Genomic DNA, 16066 nt, shown 5'->3' on the forward strand with positions numbered 1-16066 from the left:
ACCCGCGCGACACCCGTCACGGACCACCTGACCTGCGGCAACGTTCACGACGCCGTCAGGGCGTCCTTCAGCTTGATCCGCCCGCCGCTGCGCAGGACGGCGTTCGAGTAGATCCGGCCGGCGAGCCAGACCAGCACGGGGATCAGCGCGAGGGACAGCCCCAGGGACAGCGCGATCTCCCAGGGTGCCACTTCCCCGAGCGCGATCCGCATGGGCATGAGCATGGGCGCGCAGAACGGGACGAAGCTCAGCCACACGACGAGGGGGTTGGTCGGGTCCCACGGCGCGATGCTGATGCCGATGAGGTACGGGATCATCATCAGGGTGATCACGGGCGCGGTCACGGAGCCGACGTCCTCCTGCCGCGAGACCAGAGCCGCGAGGGCGGCGAGCGCCAGGGCGTACATGGTGAAGCCGACGACGAACCAGACGATCACCCACAGGGCCGTGACGCCGAGGTTGATCGAGCTGGCGTCGACGAGCCCGAGCAGCGCAGCCGTCCCCGCCCCCGCGCCGACGACCAGCACCACCTGGCTCAGCCCGATGACCCCGATGCCCAGCACCTTGCCGGCCATGAGCTGCCACGGTCGCACGGTCGCCAGCAGCAGCTCCACGACGCGCGACGACTTCTCCTCGACCACGCCCTGAGCGACCAGCTGGCCGGCGGTCATCAGCGAGATGAACAGCAGGATGCCTGCGACGAAGCCCGCGACGATCTGCGCGTTGTCTTGTTCCGGCGCGGGTTCCAGCGCGGTGACGTCGGGTGCCGCCTGCGCGATCTCGCGGCCGACCTCGCCCGGGTCGCCACCGAGCTCGGTCACCGCCGACGACAGCGCCTCCTGCTGCGCCAGCGACCCGAGCACGGGCGCCAGCGCGTCGGGCAGCTCCGTGTGCACGACGACGGTCAGCGGGTCGGTGCCCGTCACGACCGCGCCCACGGTCCCGTCCCTCAGCAGCGCCTCCCCGGCCTCGGCCGACGCGACCTCCTGCGTCTCGATCGTGGTGCCCAGGACCGAGCCGAGGGCGACGAGCTGCTCGGCGACCCCCGACGCCTCGGGCGTCACCCCCACCTCCTGGGTGGTGTCGGACTGGGACCCGACGAAGTGCAGCAGCACCCCGCCGAGCACGACGGCCGCGACGAGCGCGACAGTGGTCCAGACGAACGCCTTGGACTTCACGCGGGTGCTGATCTCCCGTCCGGCGATCAGCCGGATGGCGGCGCCGTTCGAGATCTCGACGACGGTCGGACGGGGGCTCATGCGGACACCGTCTCTCGGTCGGTCACGGTGGCGTCGGTCGTCACGACGTGCCGGTACAGCTCGGTCAGGGACGGGCGGAGCAGACCGAACTCGTGCACCGGCCCGGCGGCCATGGCGGCCCGAAGGATCTCCTGGTCGACGGCGTCGGCGGCCTGGCCGCGCACCTCGACGACGGACCGCGTGCCCTGCGACGACACCATCTGGGCCGACGGCACCGCGGTGATCCACCCCGCCGCCGGTGGGCCGTCGACCACCCAACGCCTGTCGTCCGTCCGGCGCAGCTCCTCGATCCCGCCGAACTTCACCATCGACCCGCTCTTGATGATCCCGACGCGGTCGCACAACGCCTCGACCAGCTCGAGCTGGTGCGACGAGAACAGCACGGGCACGCCCGCGTCGGCCTGCTCACGCAGCACGCCGCTCATCACGTCGACCGCGACCGGGTCCAGGCCGGAGAACGGCTCGTCGAGCACCAGGATGTCGGGGGAGTGCACCAGCGCCGCGGCCAGCTGGACCCGCTGCTGGTTGCCCAGCGAGAGCTTGAGGATCTCGTCACCGCGCCGCTCCGCGATGCCGAGCACCTCGGTCCAGTGCTCCATCGCGGTGGTGGCCGACGCCGGGGTCAGCCCGTGCAGCCTCGCGAGGTAGACCAGCTGCTCGCCGACCTTCATCCGTGGGTAGAGGCCACGCTCCTCGGGCATGTACCCGATGCGCTGCCGGACCGCGAGGTCGATCGGTCGACCGTCCCAGCGCACCTCGCCGGAGTCGGCCTCCAGCACGCCGAGCACGATCCGCATCGCCGTCGACTTGCCGGCCCCGTTGGAGCCCACGAAGCCGACGATCTCGCCGGCCGGCACCTCCATCGACAGGTCGCGCAGCGCTCGGACCTGGCCATACGTCTTGTTGAGGGACTCGATCGTCAGTGCACCCATGGCGCCCATCGAAGCATCTGTGGGTGGCCCGGCCTAGTCTGCCGAGGGTGCACCACCTCTCCCGTGCCGACGCCCGTCGGATCGCCGTGCGTGCTCAGCGCCTCACGGCGGACCGGCCGACCGACGTGCACGACACCGTGCACGACCTGTGGCTCCTCCTGCTCAACCCGACCAGCGCGATCGCGCCGAGCGCGGACCTGGTGCTGTGGAGCCGGATCGGGTCGGCGTACGACCCGCGCGAGCTCGCCGACGCCCTCGACGCGCAGTCGATCCTCGAGTACCGCGGCACGCTGCGGGTCGCCCAGGACCTGTCGCTGTACCGCGCGGAGATGGCGGTGTGGCCCGGCGTGGGGGATCGGCTCAAGGACTGGCAACGGTCCAATCGGCAGTGGGTGGCGGACAACGAGGGGTGTCGCCAGGACATCCTCGAGATCCTGCGGGCCGACGGGCCCCTGCCCATCAGCGAGCTCCCTGACACGTGCGCACGGCCCTGGAAGTCGTCGGGCTGGAACAACAACCGCAACGTCCAGATGCTGCTTGGCCTGATGGTGCAGATGGGCGACGTCGCCGCCGCGGGGGGCACCGGCCGTGACCGGCTCTGGGACCTGGCCGAGCGCATCTACCCGCCGGGACCGCCGGTGCCGCTGGAGGAGGCGTTCCGGGTCCGTGACGAGCGACGGCTCTCGGCGCTCGGCATCGCCCGGCGGCGCGGACCCGAGCAGCCGGTCGAGCCGGTCGACGTCGCCGAGGCGGGTGAGCCCGCGGTCGTCGAGGGTGTCCGCGGCGAGTGGCGCGTCGACCCCGCGCAGCTCGACGCACCGTTCGAGGGTCGGGCCGCGTTGCTCTCGCCGTTCGACCTGCTGCTGCACGACCGCAAGCGCATGACCGACATCTTCGAGTTCGACTACATCCTCGAGATGTTCAAGCCGGTGGCCGCACGCCGCTGGGGCTACTACGCGCTGCCGGTGCTCGTCGGGGACCGGCTGGTGGGCAAGCTCGACGCGACGGCCGACGTCAAGGCCGGCGTCCTGCGGCTCCACACGGTGCACGAGGACGAGCCGTGGACCGCCGACGCACGCGCCGCCGTCGACGCCGAGATCGACGACCTGGCGCAGTGGCTGGAGCTCGACCTGGTCCGGCCGTAGCGGGTCAGGCCGGCGCCGGCCGGGTCCGCACGGGACCCGGCCGGCGCCCCTGACGGATCAGTCCTCGCGGATAACGGCGACCGCGCCCGCCGCGACGACGACCGTCCCAGGCGCGGCCTCGTCGCGGATCAGCTCGTGGCCCGACGCCGGGACCTTGACCTGGTCGTCGGTGTGGTTGAGCAGGAACAGCCAGGACCGACCGTCGTCGGCGACCCGGCGGACGGCCTCGACACCGGGCGGGAGGTCGCCTGTCGCAGCCGCCAGACCTGCCTCCGCGATCAGCGCGTCCGTCACGCCCTGCAGCCCGTCGGCGTCGAGACGCGTCGCCAGGTACCAGGCGGCTCCGGCGCCGACGGATCTCCGCGTGAGTGCCGGCCAGCCGGCCAGGTCGCCGTCGGCGAACCTGCGGACCGCCGAGGTGTCCGCCGCGAGGTGTGCCTGCTCCGACCAGACGTCGGCGGGCGTGCCGTCGTCGAGGGTCAGCGTCTCGCCGTCCTGGAGCGCCCAGAACTCTTCGGTACGCACCCCCAGCAGCTCCCGGAAGGCGCCCGGGTAGCCGCCGAGTCGGATGTGGTCGTCCTCGTCGGCGATGCCGGAGAAGTACGTGACCAGCACCGACGCACCACGCTCGGCGGCCTGGGCGATGTTCGACGCGTCGGCGTCCGTCACCAGGTACAGCCCCGGCACGACGACCAGCGAGTAGCCCGACAGGTCCGCCGACGGCCGCACGATGTCCACCGTGACGTTCCGCTGCCACAGCGCGCGGTAGTGCGCGAGCACACGGTCTGGGTAGGTGACCGCGGCCGACGGGTGGCTGTCCAGCTCGGTTCCCCACCACGCCGGGTAGTCGAAGACGATCGCGGCACGCGCGCGGACGCGGCTTCCGGCCACCTCGGCCAGCGCCTTCAGCGACGAGCCCAGCTGGACCGTGTTCCGCCACACGTCGGTGTCCGTCCCCGCGTGCGGGAGCATCCCCGAGTGGAACTTCTCCGCCCCCGCGGCGGACTGGCGCCACTGGAAGAACATCACCGCGTCGGCGCCGCGGGCGACGTGCCCCAGCGAGTGCCGGATCATCTCGCCCGGACGCTTGGTCCGGTTGCGCGGCTGCCAGTTCACCGCGCTCGTCGAGTGCTCCATGAGCATCCACGGGTCACCGCCGGCCACCCCGCGCGTGAGGTCGGCGCTGAACGCGAGCTCGACGTGCCCCTCCGGGTCGTGGGCACGCGTGTAGTGGTCGTTGGCGATGACGTCGAGGTCGTCGGCCCAGGAGAAGTAGTCCATCCACTTCGTGCCGGTGGAGAGCATGAGGTTGGTGGTCGTGGGCACGTCCGGGGTGACCTCGCGCAGCACGTCGCGCATCGCGCGGTAGTGCACGAGCAGCTCGTCCGAGGAGAACCGCGCGAAGTCCAGCTGCTGCGTCGGGTTGGGGTACGTCGGGGCGCTGCGCGGGGGCAGCACCTCGGCGAAGTCGTCGTACCGCTGCGACCAGAACGCGGTGCCCCAGGCTGCGTTGAGGGCGACGACCGTCCCGTAGCGGTCCTCGAGCCAGCGCCGGAACGCGGCCGCGGCGTCGTCGGAGAAGTCGTGCGGGACGTGGCAGCCCAGCTCGTTGTCCACGTGCCAGATCGCCAGCGCCGGGTGGCCCTTGTAGCGCTCCGCCATCGTGCGAGTCATCCGCAGCACGTACTCGCGGTACGCCCGCGACGACACCCGGTACGCCTGCCGACCGCCCGGGTACAGCACCGTGCCGTCCGCCAGCACGGGCAGGAACTCGGGGTGCTTGCGCGTCAGCCACGGCGGCGGGCTCGCGGTCGCGGTGGCGAGCGCGACCTTGATGCCCGCGGCCSCCAGCCGGTCGAGGATGTCGTCCAGCCAGCCGAAGTCGTACTCGCCCTCGCGGGGCTCCAGCTGCGCCCAGCTGAAGATCCCGACGCTGACCAGCGTGACGCCGGCCTCCTGCATGAGCTCGACGTCCTCGATGCGGGTGGCCAGCGGCCACTGCTCGGGGTTGTAGTCGCCGCCGTAGGCGATACCGGTGGTGGGCAGGGTCATCAGCTGGTCCTCGTTGCTCGTCGGAGATCAAGATCGACAGGTTCGTCGGGGTCGCACACCAGGTGGCCGTCGACCACACGTGCGGTCGCCACCCGTACCACGGCAGGCCGGGTCGCGCGCTTCTCGCCGCCCCCGGTCGGGCCGAACGGGGAGACGTCATGCGTGAAGTAGAAGATCCAGGCTTCCGTGTCGGTGGCGACGACGTCCGCGTGGTGGCCGCGCGGCTCCACCAGGATGCGCCCGTCCGCCGTCCAGTGCGACAGGTCGTCCGACCGGTACACCGCCTGCCCGCGCCACTCGTCGACGATCATCCAGTGCCACCCGCCGAGCGTGAACACGTTCGGTCCTTCGTGCGGGCGGCCCTCGATCACCGGCCTCGACGGTCCCCATGTCTCCAGGTCGGCGGAGTCGGCGCACCAGGTGGTCGAGCCCGCGGCCTCGTCCTTGAACCAGATGCGGTAGCCGTCCTCGGTGGGCGCGACGCACGCGTCGATGACGTGGTCCGAGCTCAGCGGCACGACCCCGCGGTACTCCCACCGCGCCAGGTCGTCGGACACGTGGTGCAGGATGTGGCGCTCGTGACCGGCCCACTGCTCCGGGACACCAGCGATGTAGGTGACGAACATGTGGAACCGACCCTCGGCGAACACGACCTCCGGTGCCCAGAGCGTGTTCCGGCCGTCGTGCGGATCCAGGCCGTCGACGACGCCGCGGTGCGTCCAGGTCAGTCCGCCGTCGTCGCTCGTCGCGACCGCGATGTCCGTCCCGTGCACCCAGCCGACCCCGGGCCTGTCGTCGTCGACCCGCCGCTGCGTGGCGAACAACCACCAGGTCCCGTCGGTCCCCTCGATCACCGTGGGATCGGTCGGCGCCCCGAGCGGATCGGTGAACAAGGGATCGGGCGCCCGCCGAACGTCCGCGGATCCGGTCGCCGGGAGGCGCGAACGTGCGGACGTCGCGGTCGATGGAGTGCCTGCGTCCGCGGATTCGGTCGCTGGAACGCTCGAATCTGCGGACGCTGCGCTGGTCGTCCGGGCGGCCGCGTGCTCGGACGTTGCGGGGGTGATGGTCATGCGGGGCGCAGGTCCTCGACGCCGTGCAGGAAGCCGTCGCGCAGGGTGCTGCCCGGGGCCAGGTCGGCCTTGGTGACCGGGCGGCCCCGTGCCGCCGACGCGTAGATGGCGGTGACCAGCTCGAGGGAGCGGTGGGGGTCGGCCGCGACGGGCGGCAGCGGGCTGCCGGAACGGAACGACTCGTAGACCGCGCGGAGCAGAGGCGTGTGACCGGAGGGCTCGTCGTCCTCCGGCAGCGTCCACGCCGCCGGCGCAGCGTCCGGTTCTCCGCCGGTCCGCGACGGCGCCGGCGTGAGCCGCCACGAGCGGGCGTCGTGACCGTAGAGGTGCTCGACCTCGACCGTGCCGAGCGTGGTGTCCACCCGGACGTAGCTGACCTGGCGCGGCGACAGGGCCGTGGTCAGCACCGACACGATCGCGTCGTTGGCGAACCGGACCACCGCCGTCGACGTGTCCTCGGTCTCCAGGTCGCGGTCCAGGCGGAACGCGCGGGCATCGACCTCGGCCCACTCGCCGAGCAGGAACGCGAGCAGGTCGAGCTGGTGGATGCCGAGCCCGAGCAGGGGCCCGCCGCCCTCCGTCGTCCACTTCCCGCGCCACGGCACGGCGTAGTAGTCCTCCTGCTTGCGGTACCAGAGCGTGTGGCAGACGCCGACGAGCGGACGGCCGAGGGTGCCGTCGGCGAGCAGCTTCTGCACGTGACCGACGGCGGTCCCGGTGCGCTGCTGGAACACCACCGCGTACTCGCGACCGACCTGGTGCGCGACCTCGAGGACCGCGTCCAGGTCCGCCAGCGACAGGACCGGCGGCTTCTCGCAGACCACGTGGGCGCCGCCGCGCAGGGCGGCGATCGCCTGGTCCCGGTGCAGGCCGGGCGGGGTGCAGAGGTGCACGACGTCGACAGTCTCAGCGGCGAGCAGCTCGTCGAGGCTGCCGTACCGCCCAGCCACCGAGTACTGGTCGGCGAACGCGTCCCGCACAGCCGGGCTGGGGTCCGCGACCGCGACGACCGACGCCAGCGGGTCGAGTCCGAGCACCTGCGCGTGGGCGTGGGCGATGGCCCCGGTCCCCACGAGGGCAACCCTCAGCGTGCTCTGCGACAGCTCTGTCACGTCCGCTCCCTTGCTGCATGAATCGATCCAACGTCACGGTAAGCGCTTGCCACCCGATCCGTCCACCACCTGCGGCCACTGCACGCGAGATCGCCGAGATCGTCAGTTGCCGACGAGCTCGTCAGTTGCAGCTCACGATCTCGGCGGGAACTCACGAACTCGCGCTCGCGTCGGGCGGAGATCCGGTCACGCCGACGGGTCCGACGAGCCTCGGACCACCAGCTCCGGCTGGAACTGGATGCGTTGGTGCTGGAACGTCGCGCCCTCCGAGCGCTGGCGCAGGAGGAGGTCTGCGGCGGTCCAGCCCAGCTGGTGCGTCGGTTGGCGCACGGAGGTCAGCGGCACCGTGAGCATCGACGCGAAGACGACGTCGTCGTAGCCGACCACCGCCATCTCGTCGGGGATGGCGACGCCGTGGGCCCGCAGGGCGCGCAGTGCGCCCAGCGCGGTGAGGTCGTTGACGCAGAACACCGCGGTGGGCCGGTCGCCGTCGGCCTCGAGGAGCCGGTTGATCCCGTCCTCGCCGCCCTCGGCGTTGAGCGAGCCGATAGTGATCTCGACGAGGGCCGCCGCGGGGTCCAGGCCGGCGCCCGCCAGCGCGGCGAGCACACCCTCGCGGCGGTCGATGCACTGCTTGATGGTGAGCGGTCCGTTGATGAACGCGATGCGGGTGTGCCCGAGGCTGACGAGGTGCTCGATCGCCAGGGCGCCGCCGCGCACGTCGTCGACCGCGACCGAGGAGATGTCGTCGACCGGGGACGTGGTGTCCAGCAGGACCACGTCGATGCCCCGGTCCCGCAGCGCCAGGAGGTTGTCCAGCGAGCCGGCGGACGGCGTGACCATGACGCCCTGCACGCCGTGCTCCTCGAAGAGCCGCAGGTACCGCGCCTCGCGCTCGGGGTCCTCGTCGGACGAGCTGAGCATGAGGGTGTACTCGTCGGCGGCCAGCCGGTCCTCGACGCCGCGGGCGACCTCGGTGAAGAACGGGTTGGCGATGTCGAGCACGATGGCGCCGACCGTCTGGATGGTCCCCGCGCGCAGCTGCCGGGCGGAGGCGTTGCGGACGAACTGGAGCTCCTCGATGGCTACGAGCACGCGGTCGCGCGTGCTGTCGCTGACCTGGTCGGGGCGGTTGAGGACGTTGGAGACCGTGCCGACCGACACCCCGGCCCGCTTGGCGACGTCCGTGATGGAGGGTCGGCGGTCCGCGCGTCCCCGTGTCGTCGTCGACATCGACCGTCGTCCCCTCCGTCGGACCAGCAAGCGTGCGCCCGATGCTAGTTGCCCAGCCACTGCCGCCGCGGGTGCCTCGCTGCACCATGACTCTTGTGGCGCTCGGACCGGGCGCGTACGGTGCACGATAGTGAATCGATTCATGGAGTTCAAGGAGACGCTCCTCGAGATCCGTCCCCGGCCTACTCTTGACACCGCGGCAAACGCTTACTTACAGTGCGTGAATCGTTTCAACGTCGAATCGTGAAGGGTAGACGCATGACCCGCGTGTGCTTCGTGTCCCGCGTCCGGCCCGACCGGCTGGACGAGTACCGGTCCCGGCACGCCGCCGTGTGGCCTGAGATGCTCGAGGCCCTTCGTGACACCGGCTGGCGCGACTACTCGCTGTTCCTGTCCGGTGACGGCCTGCTCGTCGGCTACCTCGAGACCGATGACTACGCCGCCGCCCAGGAGGCCATGACCCGAACCGCGGTCAACCCGCGCTGGCAGGCCGAGATGAGCGAGTTCTTCGTCGACGACGGCAACCCGGACGAGGGCTTCCAGGTCCTCGACGAGGTGTTCCACCTGGAGGACCAGCTGCGTGCGGCCGGCCTCGCCACCCACCCCCAGGAGCTCCGAGCATGACCATCACCGATGCCCTCTCCCAGCAGACGATCGAGCTGCCCTCTTGGGCGTTCGGGAACTCCGGCACCCGGTTCAAGGTGTTCGCCCAGCAGGGCGTCCCGCGCGACCCGTACGAGAAGATCGCCGACGCCGCGCAGGTGCACCGCTACACGGGCGTCGCGCCGCGGGTCAGCCTGCACATCCCGTGGGACCTGGTCGACGACTACGACGACCTCGCGCGCCACGCCAAGGAGCAGGGCGTGTCCATCGGGGCGATCAACTCGAACCTGTTCCAGGACGACGACTACATGCTCGGCTCGCTGACGCACCCGTCGGCGACCGTCCGGGCGAAGGCCGTCGCGCACCACCTGCAGTGCATCGACGTCATGCGCGCCACCGGGTCCACGGACCTCAAGCTGTGGCTGCCGGACGGCCTGAACTACCCCGGCCAGGACTCGCTGCGCGCCCGACAGGACCGGCTTGCGGACTCGCTCGCCGAGATCTACGCGGCGCTCGACCCGAACCACCGGCTGATCCTCGAGTACAAGTTCTTCGAGCCGGCGTTCTACTCGATGGACATCCCCGACTGGGGCACGTCCCTGCTGCACTGCCTCGCGCTCGGGGACCGCGCGTTCGTCGTGCTGGACACCGGGCACCACGCTCCCGGGACCAACATCGAGTTCATCGTCGCCCAGCTGCTGCGCGCCGGCCGCCTCGGTGCGTTCGACTTCAACTCCCGGTTCTACGCCGACGACGACCTCATGGTCGGCTCGGCCGACCCGTTCCAGCTGTTCCGGATCATGCACGAGATCGTGCAGTCCGGAGCCCTGGCGCCGACGTCCGGGGTCAACTTCATGCTGGACCAGTGCCACAACATCGAACCGAAGATCCCCGGGCAGATCCGCTCGGTGATGAACGTCCAGGAGGCCACGGCGAAGGCGCTGCTGGTCGACGCCGACGCGCTGCTGGAGGCGCAGACGGCCGGCGACGTGCTCGGCGCCAACGGCCTGGTCATGGACGCCTACAACACGGACGTCCGGCCGCTGCTCGCGCAGCTGCGGGAGTCGCAGGGGCTCGACCCCGACCCGATCGCCGCCTACAAGGCGTCGGGGTACGCAGAGAAGATCGTCGCCGAGCGGATCGGCGGCAACCAGGCGGGATGGGGAGCATGAGCGTCGCAGAAGAGCTGGTCGCACGGTCCAACAGGCTCGGGGCAGACCCGCGGACCACCAACTACGCGGGCGGGAACACGTCCGCGAAGGGCACGGCGACGGACCCGGTCACGGGTTCGGACGTCGAGCTGCTCTGGGTCAAGGGCTCGGGCGGTGACCTGGGCACGCTGACGGAGAAGAACCTCGCGGTGCTGCGGCTGGACCGCCTGCGCGCGCTGGTCGACGTCTACCCGGGCGTGGACCGCGAGGACGAGATGGTGGCGGCGTTCGACTACTGCCTGCACGGCAAGGGTGGTGCGGCGCCGTCGATCGACACGGCGATGCACGCCCTGGTCGACGCGCTGCACGTGGACCACCTGCACCCGGACTCGGGCATCGCGTTCGCGACGGCGGCCGACGGGGAGGCGCTGACCGCGGAGGTGTTCGGCGACTCGGTCGTGTGGGTGCCCTGGCGTCGGCCGGGGTTCCAGCTGGGGCTGGACATCGCGGAGATCAAGGCGAAGAACCCGCAGGCCATCGGCTGCATCCTGGGCGGGCACGGCATCACGGCGTGGGGCGACTCGTCGGACGAGGCCGAGGAGCGCTCGCTGGAGATCGTGCGGACCGCCGAGGCGTTCATCGCGGAGAAGCTGGCCGAGGGCCCGCACCCGTTCGGGGACGTCGTGCAGACCCCGCTTCCCGACGACGAGCGGCGGGCCCGCGCGGCCGCGCTCGCGCCGGTGATCCGTGGGCTGGCCTCGACGGACAAGCCGCAGGTCGGTCACTACACCGACTCCGAGGTCGTGCTGGACTTCGTGTCCCGCGCCGCGCTGGGTCGCCTGGCCGAGCTCGGCACGTCGTGCCCGGACCACTTCCTGCGTACCAAGGTCAAGCCGCTCGTGGTTGACCTGCCCTCGGACGCGCCCATCGAGGAGGTCGTCGGGCGGCTCAAGGAGCTGCACGCCACCTACCGGGCCGACTACCAGGGCTACTACGACCGCAACGCCACCCCGGACAGCCCGGCGATCCGCGGGGCGGACCCGGCGATCGTGCTGGTCCCGGGCGTGGGGATGTTCTCCTTCGGCAAGGACAAGCAGACCGCTCGCGTGGCCGGGGAGTTCTACGTCAACGCGATCAACGTGATGCGCGGCGCCGAGGCGATCAGCACGTATGTGCCCATCGACGAGGCCGAGAAGTTCCGCATCGAGTACTGGGCCCTCGAAGAGGCCAAGCTGCAGCGGATGCCCAAGGCCAAGCCGCTGGCCACCCGGGTCGCCGTGGTCACCGGGGCCGGGTCGGGCATCGGGCGGGCGATCGCGGAGCGGCTCGCCGCCGAGGGTGCCTGCGTGGTCGTCGCGGACCTCAACCTCGAGGGCGCGTCCGAGGTGGCCGCCGCGCTGGGCGGGCCGGACGTGGCGATCGCGGTCAAGGCGGACGTGACGTCCGAGGAGGACATCGCCCGCCTGATCGCCGAGACGTCCCTGGCGTTCGGGGGCGTGGACCTCGTCGTGAACAACGCCGGGCTGTCCATCTCCAAGCCGCTGCTGGACACCACCGCCAAGGACTGGGACCTGCAGCACGACGTCATGGCCCGGGGGTCGTTCCTGGTCGCCCGCGAGGCGGCCCGCGCGATGATCGCCCAGGACATGGGCGGCGACATCGTCTACATCGCCTCGAAGAACTCCCTGTTCGCCGGCCCGAACAACATCGCGTACTCGGCGACCAAGGCCGACCAGGCCCACCAGGTCCGCCTGCTCGCCGCCGAGCTCGGCGCGCACGGCATCCGGGTCAACGGGGTCAACCCCGACGGCGTCGTGCGCGGCTCGGGCATCTTCGCCGGCGGCTGGGGCGCCCAGCGCGCCGCCACCTACGGCGTGCCCGAAGAAGAGCTCGGTGCCTACTACGCCCAGCGCACCCTGCTGAAGCGCGAGGTCCTGCCCGAGCACGTCGCCGCAGCGGTGTTCGCCCTGACCGGCCCGGACCTGGTGCAGACCACCGGCCTGCACGTCCCGGTCGACTCCGGCGTCGCGGCGGCCTTCCTGCGATGACCCGACCGTCCGACCACGAGAGCGGCAGCTCGCGACGGGCGCGGCAGTCCGTATTGCCGCGCTCGTCGCAGACTGCCGCGTCCGGCGCGGCCGACCGATGAGCGCGTTCGCCGCCGTCGACCTCGGGGCGTCCTCCGGGCGGGTCATCGTCGGGAGCGTCGACGACGGACGGGTGGCCCTGCACGAGGTCAACCGGTTCCCCAACGGGCCGGTGCGCGTCGGCGGTGCGCTGCACTGGGACGTCATCGGGCTGTACCGGGGGATCCTCGACGGGCTGCGCGCGGCGACGCGTGAGGTCGGGACGCTCAGCGGCGTCGGCATCGACTCGTGGGCGGTCGACTACGGCCTCCTCGACGGGGACGGTGCGCTGCTCGGTACACCGTTCCACTACCGGGACGCGCGGACCCACGGCGTGCCGGACAAGGTCTTCGCGACGGTCCCCGCCGACGAGCTCTACGCCCGCTCGGGTCTGCAGGTGCAGCCGTTCAACACCGTGTTCCAGCTGGTGGCTGCGCAGGGCACGGCGGCGCTGGCCGCGGCTCGTGGTCTGCTCCTGATCCCGGACCTGCTGGGGTACTGGCTGACGGGCGCCCGGGTGGCGGAGGTGACCAACGCGTCCACGACCGGGCTGCTCGACGCGACCACGCGCACGTGGGCGAGCGACCTGGCGGAGCGGCTGGGCATCGACATCAGGCTGCTGCCTCCGCTGCTCGACGCCGGCGCCCTGCTCGGCCACGTGCGCGAGGACGTCGGCCTGCACGGGGCGGTGCCGGTGTGGACGGTTGGCTCGCACGACACCGCGTCGGCCGTCGTGGCGGTCCCGGCCGTGGGCAGCGACTTCGCCTACATCTCCTGCGGCACGTGGTCGCTGGTCGGCCTGGAGCTGGACCGGCCGGTGCTCACCGAGGCCAGCCGCGCCGCGAACTTCACCAACGAGGCCGGCGTCGACGGCACGGTCCGCTACCTGCGCAACGTCATGGGCCTGTGGGTGCTCCAGGAGTCGATCCGCACCTGGAACGAGGCCGGCCTGCCCGCCGACCTGCCGGACCTCCTGGCCGCCGCCGCGCGCGTGCCCGCCCTGACCACGGTGGTCGACATCGACGGACCCACGTTCCTGCCGCCCGGGGACATGCCGTCGCGCATCGCCGCCGAGGCCGTCCGCACCGGGCAGACGCCGCCGCAGTCGCAGGCCGAGACCGTCCGGTGCATTCTCGACTCGCTCGCTCTCGCCTACCGCAGGGCGGTCCGGCAGGCGTCGACGCTCGCGGACCGCGACGTGTCGGTGGTGCACGTGGTCGGCGGGGGAGTGCGCAACGAGCTGCTGTGCCAGCTCACCGCGGACGCGACCGGGCTTCCGGCAGTCGCGGGGCCGGTCGAGGGTGCCGCGCTGGGCAACGTCCTGGTGCAGGCGCGGGCCGCCGGGGTGCTGTCCGGGGGGCTGGCGGACCTGCGCGCCGCGGGGGCGCGTGGGCTGGACCTGCGACGGTACGAGCCCGGCGCCACCAGCGGGCCGACCGACCAGCAGTGGGCCGCCGCCGAACGCAGGGTCGAAGGTCCGTAGTCCACATGACCGCCACTTCCGTGGACCGGCGCGCGGGGCCGCTCGGGACGGGTCCGCGCGCCGGTCGTGCCATCGTCCAACCGGCGCGGCGGTGCACCCAGAGACCAAAGTCCCCGTCCTCGACGGGGGCCTGGTGCCGTCGTCGGCCTGCGTCAGCCCAGCGTCGCGGCGACGACGAGCAGCACCGGGACGCACAGCACCGTGGTGACCAGTCCCGCGTCGCGCGCGAGCGCCTCGCCGTGCCGGTACTGCATCGCGTAGACGAGCACGTTCTGGGCGGTCGGCAGCGCCGCCATCGCGACCACCGCCAGCAGCGCGTGCCGCGGCAGGACCAGCGCGGTGCCCAGCCCCCACGCGAGCAGCGGGTGCAGCACCGCGCGCAGGCCGACGGCGAGGGCCAGGTCCGCTCGGGGAGCGGCGGAGTCGACCGTGCGCGGGACGGCCAGCGCCATGCCGAACGTGAGCAGCGCGAGCGGTGCCGCCGCGGCGCCGACCAGGCGGAACGGCTCGTACACGACCTCGGGCAGCGACCAGGGCATGGCCGCGAGCAGGAGGCCGACGAGTGTCGCCACGATGATCGGGTTGCTGAGCGTCCGTCGCAGCACGGAGCCGCCTCGGGAGCCTCTGTCGAGCACGGCGAAGGCTATCGGTGCCAGGACGAGGAGCTGGAACAGCAGCGTCGGCACCACCGCGACCGGGTCGTCGAGCAGGTAGACGGCCAGCGGGAGGCCGATGTTCCCGGCGTTCACGTACGACGACGCGAGCGTGCCGACGGTGACGTCGGCGGCCTGCCGGCGCAGCACGAACCGGAGGACGAGGACCGCGACGACCGCGACGGCCACGGTGGAGGTCCAGGTGACCACGGCCTGGCGGGACAGCAGCAGGTGCAGGTCGGCGTGCGCGACCGTGGTGAGCAGCAGCGCCGGGGTGGCCACCGCGAACACGACGCGAGCGAGCACCGGTGCGGCTCGCTCGCCCAGCACCCGCTGGCGAGCCAGCAGCCAGCCGAGCGCGACGACGGCGCCCATGGTGCCGAGCGCGGTGACGACGGCGCCCATCAGGGTGCCGGTCGGCGTCGCAGGATCACGCAGCCGATCCTCGCAGGCTCAGCGGCGCGCGATGTCGAGACCGTGATGCGCTGGCCGCAGGCGGACGTCCGCAGTCGACGGGCGGCAACGCCCGTTCCGGTCGTGCCAACACGCGACAACTACACCGATCAGATGGCGAATCCATAGCTCTGGCCATGCTCTTCGTGGCCGTCCCTGTGCACCACAACCGATGCGGAGGAGACTCGAGGTTGTGAGTCATTCGCCACGTCCTGCGGTCGAGGACAAGCCGCCTCCAGCGGGCGTGCTCAAGGTGATCAACCCGGCTGTCCGAGCCATCCTCCAGTCACGTCTGCACCGCGCCCTCAGCGGGAACCTGATGCTCCTGCACGTCACGGGCAGGAAGTCCGGCCGCGTCTACCTCATCCCCGTTGGTCGGTACCAGCACAACGGCCAACTGATCGCCTCGGCAGGAGGTCAGTGGCGGCGCAACCTGGCTGGAGGTGGCGATCTTGACGTGACACTCGACGGACGCCGGCGGCACGCCAACGGCGACCTGGTCGACGACCCCCTGGAAGTGACCCAGATCTTCAGCGCGCTCCTGGCCCAGCTGGGGTTGAAGCGCGCACACAGACTGGCCCTGCAGCTCAATGTCGATCGAGCACCGACTCTCGACGAGCTGCGGGGAGCGCTAGGAGACCGCCAGATCCTCCGGTTGACACTCCTCGAGACCCGAAGTCCGGTCGGTTAGTTCAGCGCAGAAGGACACCAATCACAAGATGGCGCCGAACCTTCGCCGTCCTAGCCGAGACTCGGCAGCCATCCGCTCGGCACCGAGCATGGCGCACGCT

General features: G+C 71.6%; 13 protein-coding genes. 6 read left to right on the forward strand and 7 right to left on the reverse strand.

Annotated features, from left to right (window positions below):
- Window positions 1-44: 44 nt before the first annotated feature.
- Both ASG23_RS14100 and ASG23_RS14105 read right to left on the reverse strand, forming a co-directional pair.
- Complete coding sequence (locus ASG23_RS14100) at window positions 45-1259, reverse strand: ABC transporter permease (RefSeq protein ID WP_056025978.1); 1215 nt, start codon at window positions 1257-1259, stop codon at window positions 45-47.
- Window positions 1256-2191: an ABC transporter ATP-binding protein gene (locus ASG23_RS14105; RefSeq protein WP_056025980.1), complete on the reverse strand. Its 936-nt coding sequence runs from the start codon at window positions 2189-2191 to the stop codon at window positions 1256-1258. Before ASG23_RS14105 ends, ASG23_RS14100 begins: the two co-directional genes overlap by 4 nt.
- 47 nt (window positions 2192-2238) lie before the next feature.
- On the opposite strand from ASG23_RS14105, the gene ASG23_RS14110 reads away from it, so the two are divergent.
- Entirely contained in the window at window positions 2239-3336 is a 1098-nt protein-coding gene (locus ASG23_RS14110) for a DNA glycosylase AlkZ-like family protein (protein ID WP_056025982.1), read from the forward strand.
- 57 nt (window positions 3337-3393) lie between these two features.
- Here ASG23_RS14110 and ASG23_RS14115 read toward each other — a convergent pair whose 3' ends face one another.
- The 4 genes from ASG23_RS14115 to ASG23_RS14130 all read right to left on the reverse strand — a co-directional run bounded on the left by ASG23_RS14115 (window position 3394) and on the right by ASG23_RS14130 (window position 8806).
- Window positions 3394-5388 carry a beta-galactosidase gene (locus ASG23_RS14115; protein WP_056025983.1) on the reverse strand — a complete coding sequence of 665 codons (1995 nt, stop codon included), beginning with the start codon at window positions 5386-5388 and terminating at the stop codon, window positions 3394-3396.
- The gene (locus ASG23_RS14120; RefSeq protein WP_235521107.1) at window positions 5388-6242 is read right to left on the reverse strand and encodes a hypothetical protein; all 855 of its coding nucleotides are present in this window, start codon (window positions 6240-6242) and stop codon (window positions 5388-5390) included. Before ASG23_RS14120 ends, ASG23_RS14115 begins: the two co-directional genes overlap by 1 nt.
- A gap of 215 nt (window positions 6243-6457) precedes the next feature.
- Entirely contained in the window at window positions 6458-7573 is a 1116-nt protein-coding gene (locus ASG23_RS14125) for a Gfo/Idh/MocA family protein (protein ID WP_082516189.1), read from the reverse strand.
- Between the two features lie 186 nt (window positions 7574-7759).
- Entirely contained in the window at window positions 7760-8806 is a 1047-nt protein-coding gene (locus tag ASG23_RS14130) for a LacI family DNA-binding transcriptional regulator (protein ID WP_056025988.1), read from the reverse strand.
- 258 nt (window positions 8807-9064) lie between these two features.
- Here ASG23_RS14130 and ASG23_RS14135 point away from each other — a divergent pair, with 258 nt between their 5' ends.
- From ASG23_RS14135 to ASG23_RS14150, 4 genes are all read left to right on the forward strand, one after another.
- Complete coding sequence (locus tag ASG23_RS14135) at window positions 9065-9430, forward strand: L-rhamnose mutarotase (RefSeq protein WP_056025990.1); 366 nt, start codon at window positions 9065-9067, stop codon at window positions 9428-9430.
- The gene (gene rhaI / locus ASG23_RS14140) at window positions 9427-10581 is read left to right on the forward strand and encodes an L-rhamnose isomerase (RefSeq protein ID WP_056025992.1); all 1155 of its coding nucleotides are present in this window, start codon (window positions 9427-9429) and stop codon (window positions 10579-10581) included. Before ASG23_RS14135 ends, rhaI begins: the two co-directional genes overlap by 4 nt.
- Window positions 10578-12608 (forward strand): bifunctional aldolase/short-chain dehydrogenase, encoded by a 2031-nt coding sequence (locus ASG23_RS14145; RefSeq protein WP_442856818.1) that lies wholly within the window; start codon window positions 10578-10580, stop codon window positions 12606-12608. The genes rhaI and ASG23_RS14145 overlap by 4 nt, the downstream gene beginning before the upstream one ends.
- Before the next feature lie 97 nt (window positions 12609-12705).
- Window positions 12706-14169 carry a rhamnulokinase gene (locus ASG23_RS14150; RefSeq protein WP_056025997.1) on the forward strand — a complete coding sequence of 488 codons (1464 nt, stop codon included), beginning with the start codon at window positions 12706-12708 and terminating at the stop codon, window positions 14167-14169.
- A gap of 152 nt (window positions 14170-14321) precedes the next feature.
- Here ASG23_RS14150 and ASG23_RS14155 read toward each other — a convergent pair whose 3' ends face one another.
- Window positions 14322-15227, reverse strand: coding sequence for an AEC family transporter (locus ASG23_RS14155; protein ID WP_056025999.1), 906 nt, complete (start codon window positions 15225-15227; stop codon window positions 14322-14324).
- Window positions 15228-15519: 292 nt separating this feature from the next.
- On the opposite strand from ASG23_RS14155, the gene ASG23_RS14160 reads away from it, so the two are divergent.
- Complete coding sequence (locus tag ASG23_RS14160) at window positions 15520-15966, forward strand: nitroreductase/quinone reductase family protein (protein ID WP_056026001.1); 447 nt, start codon at window positions 15520-15522, stop codon at window positions 15964-15966.
- The last annotated feature ends 100 nt before the right edge of the window (window positions 15967-16066 follow it).

It is taken from the genome of Cellulomonas sp. Leaf395, assembly GCF_001424125.1.
In the GTDB taxonomy this organism is placed as follows: domain Bacteria; phylum Actinomycetota; class Actinomycetes; order Actinomycetales; family Cellulomonadaceae; genus Cellulomonas.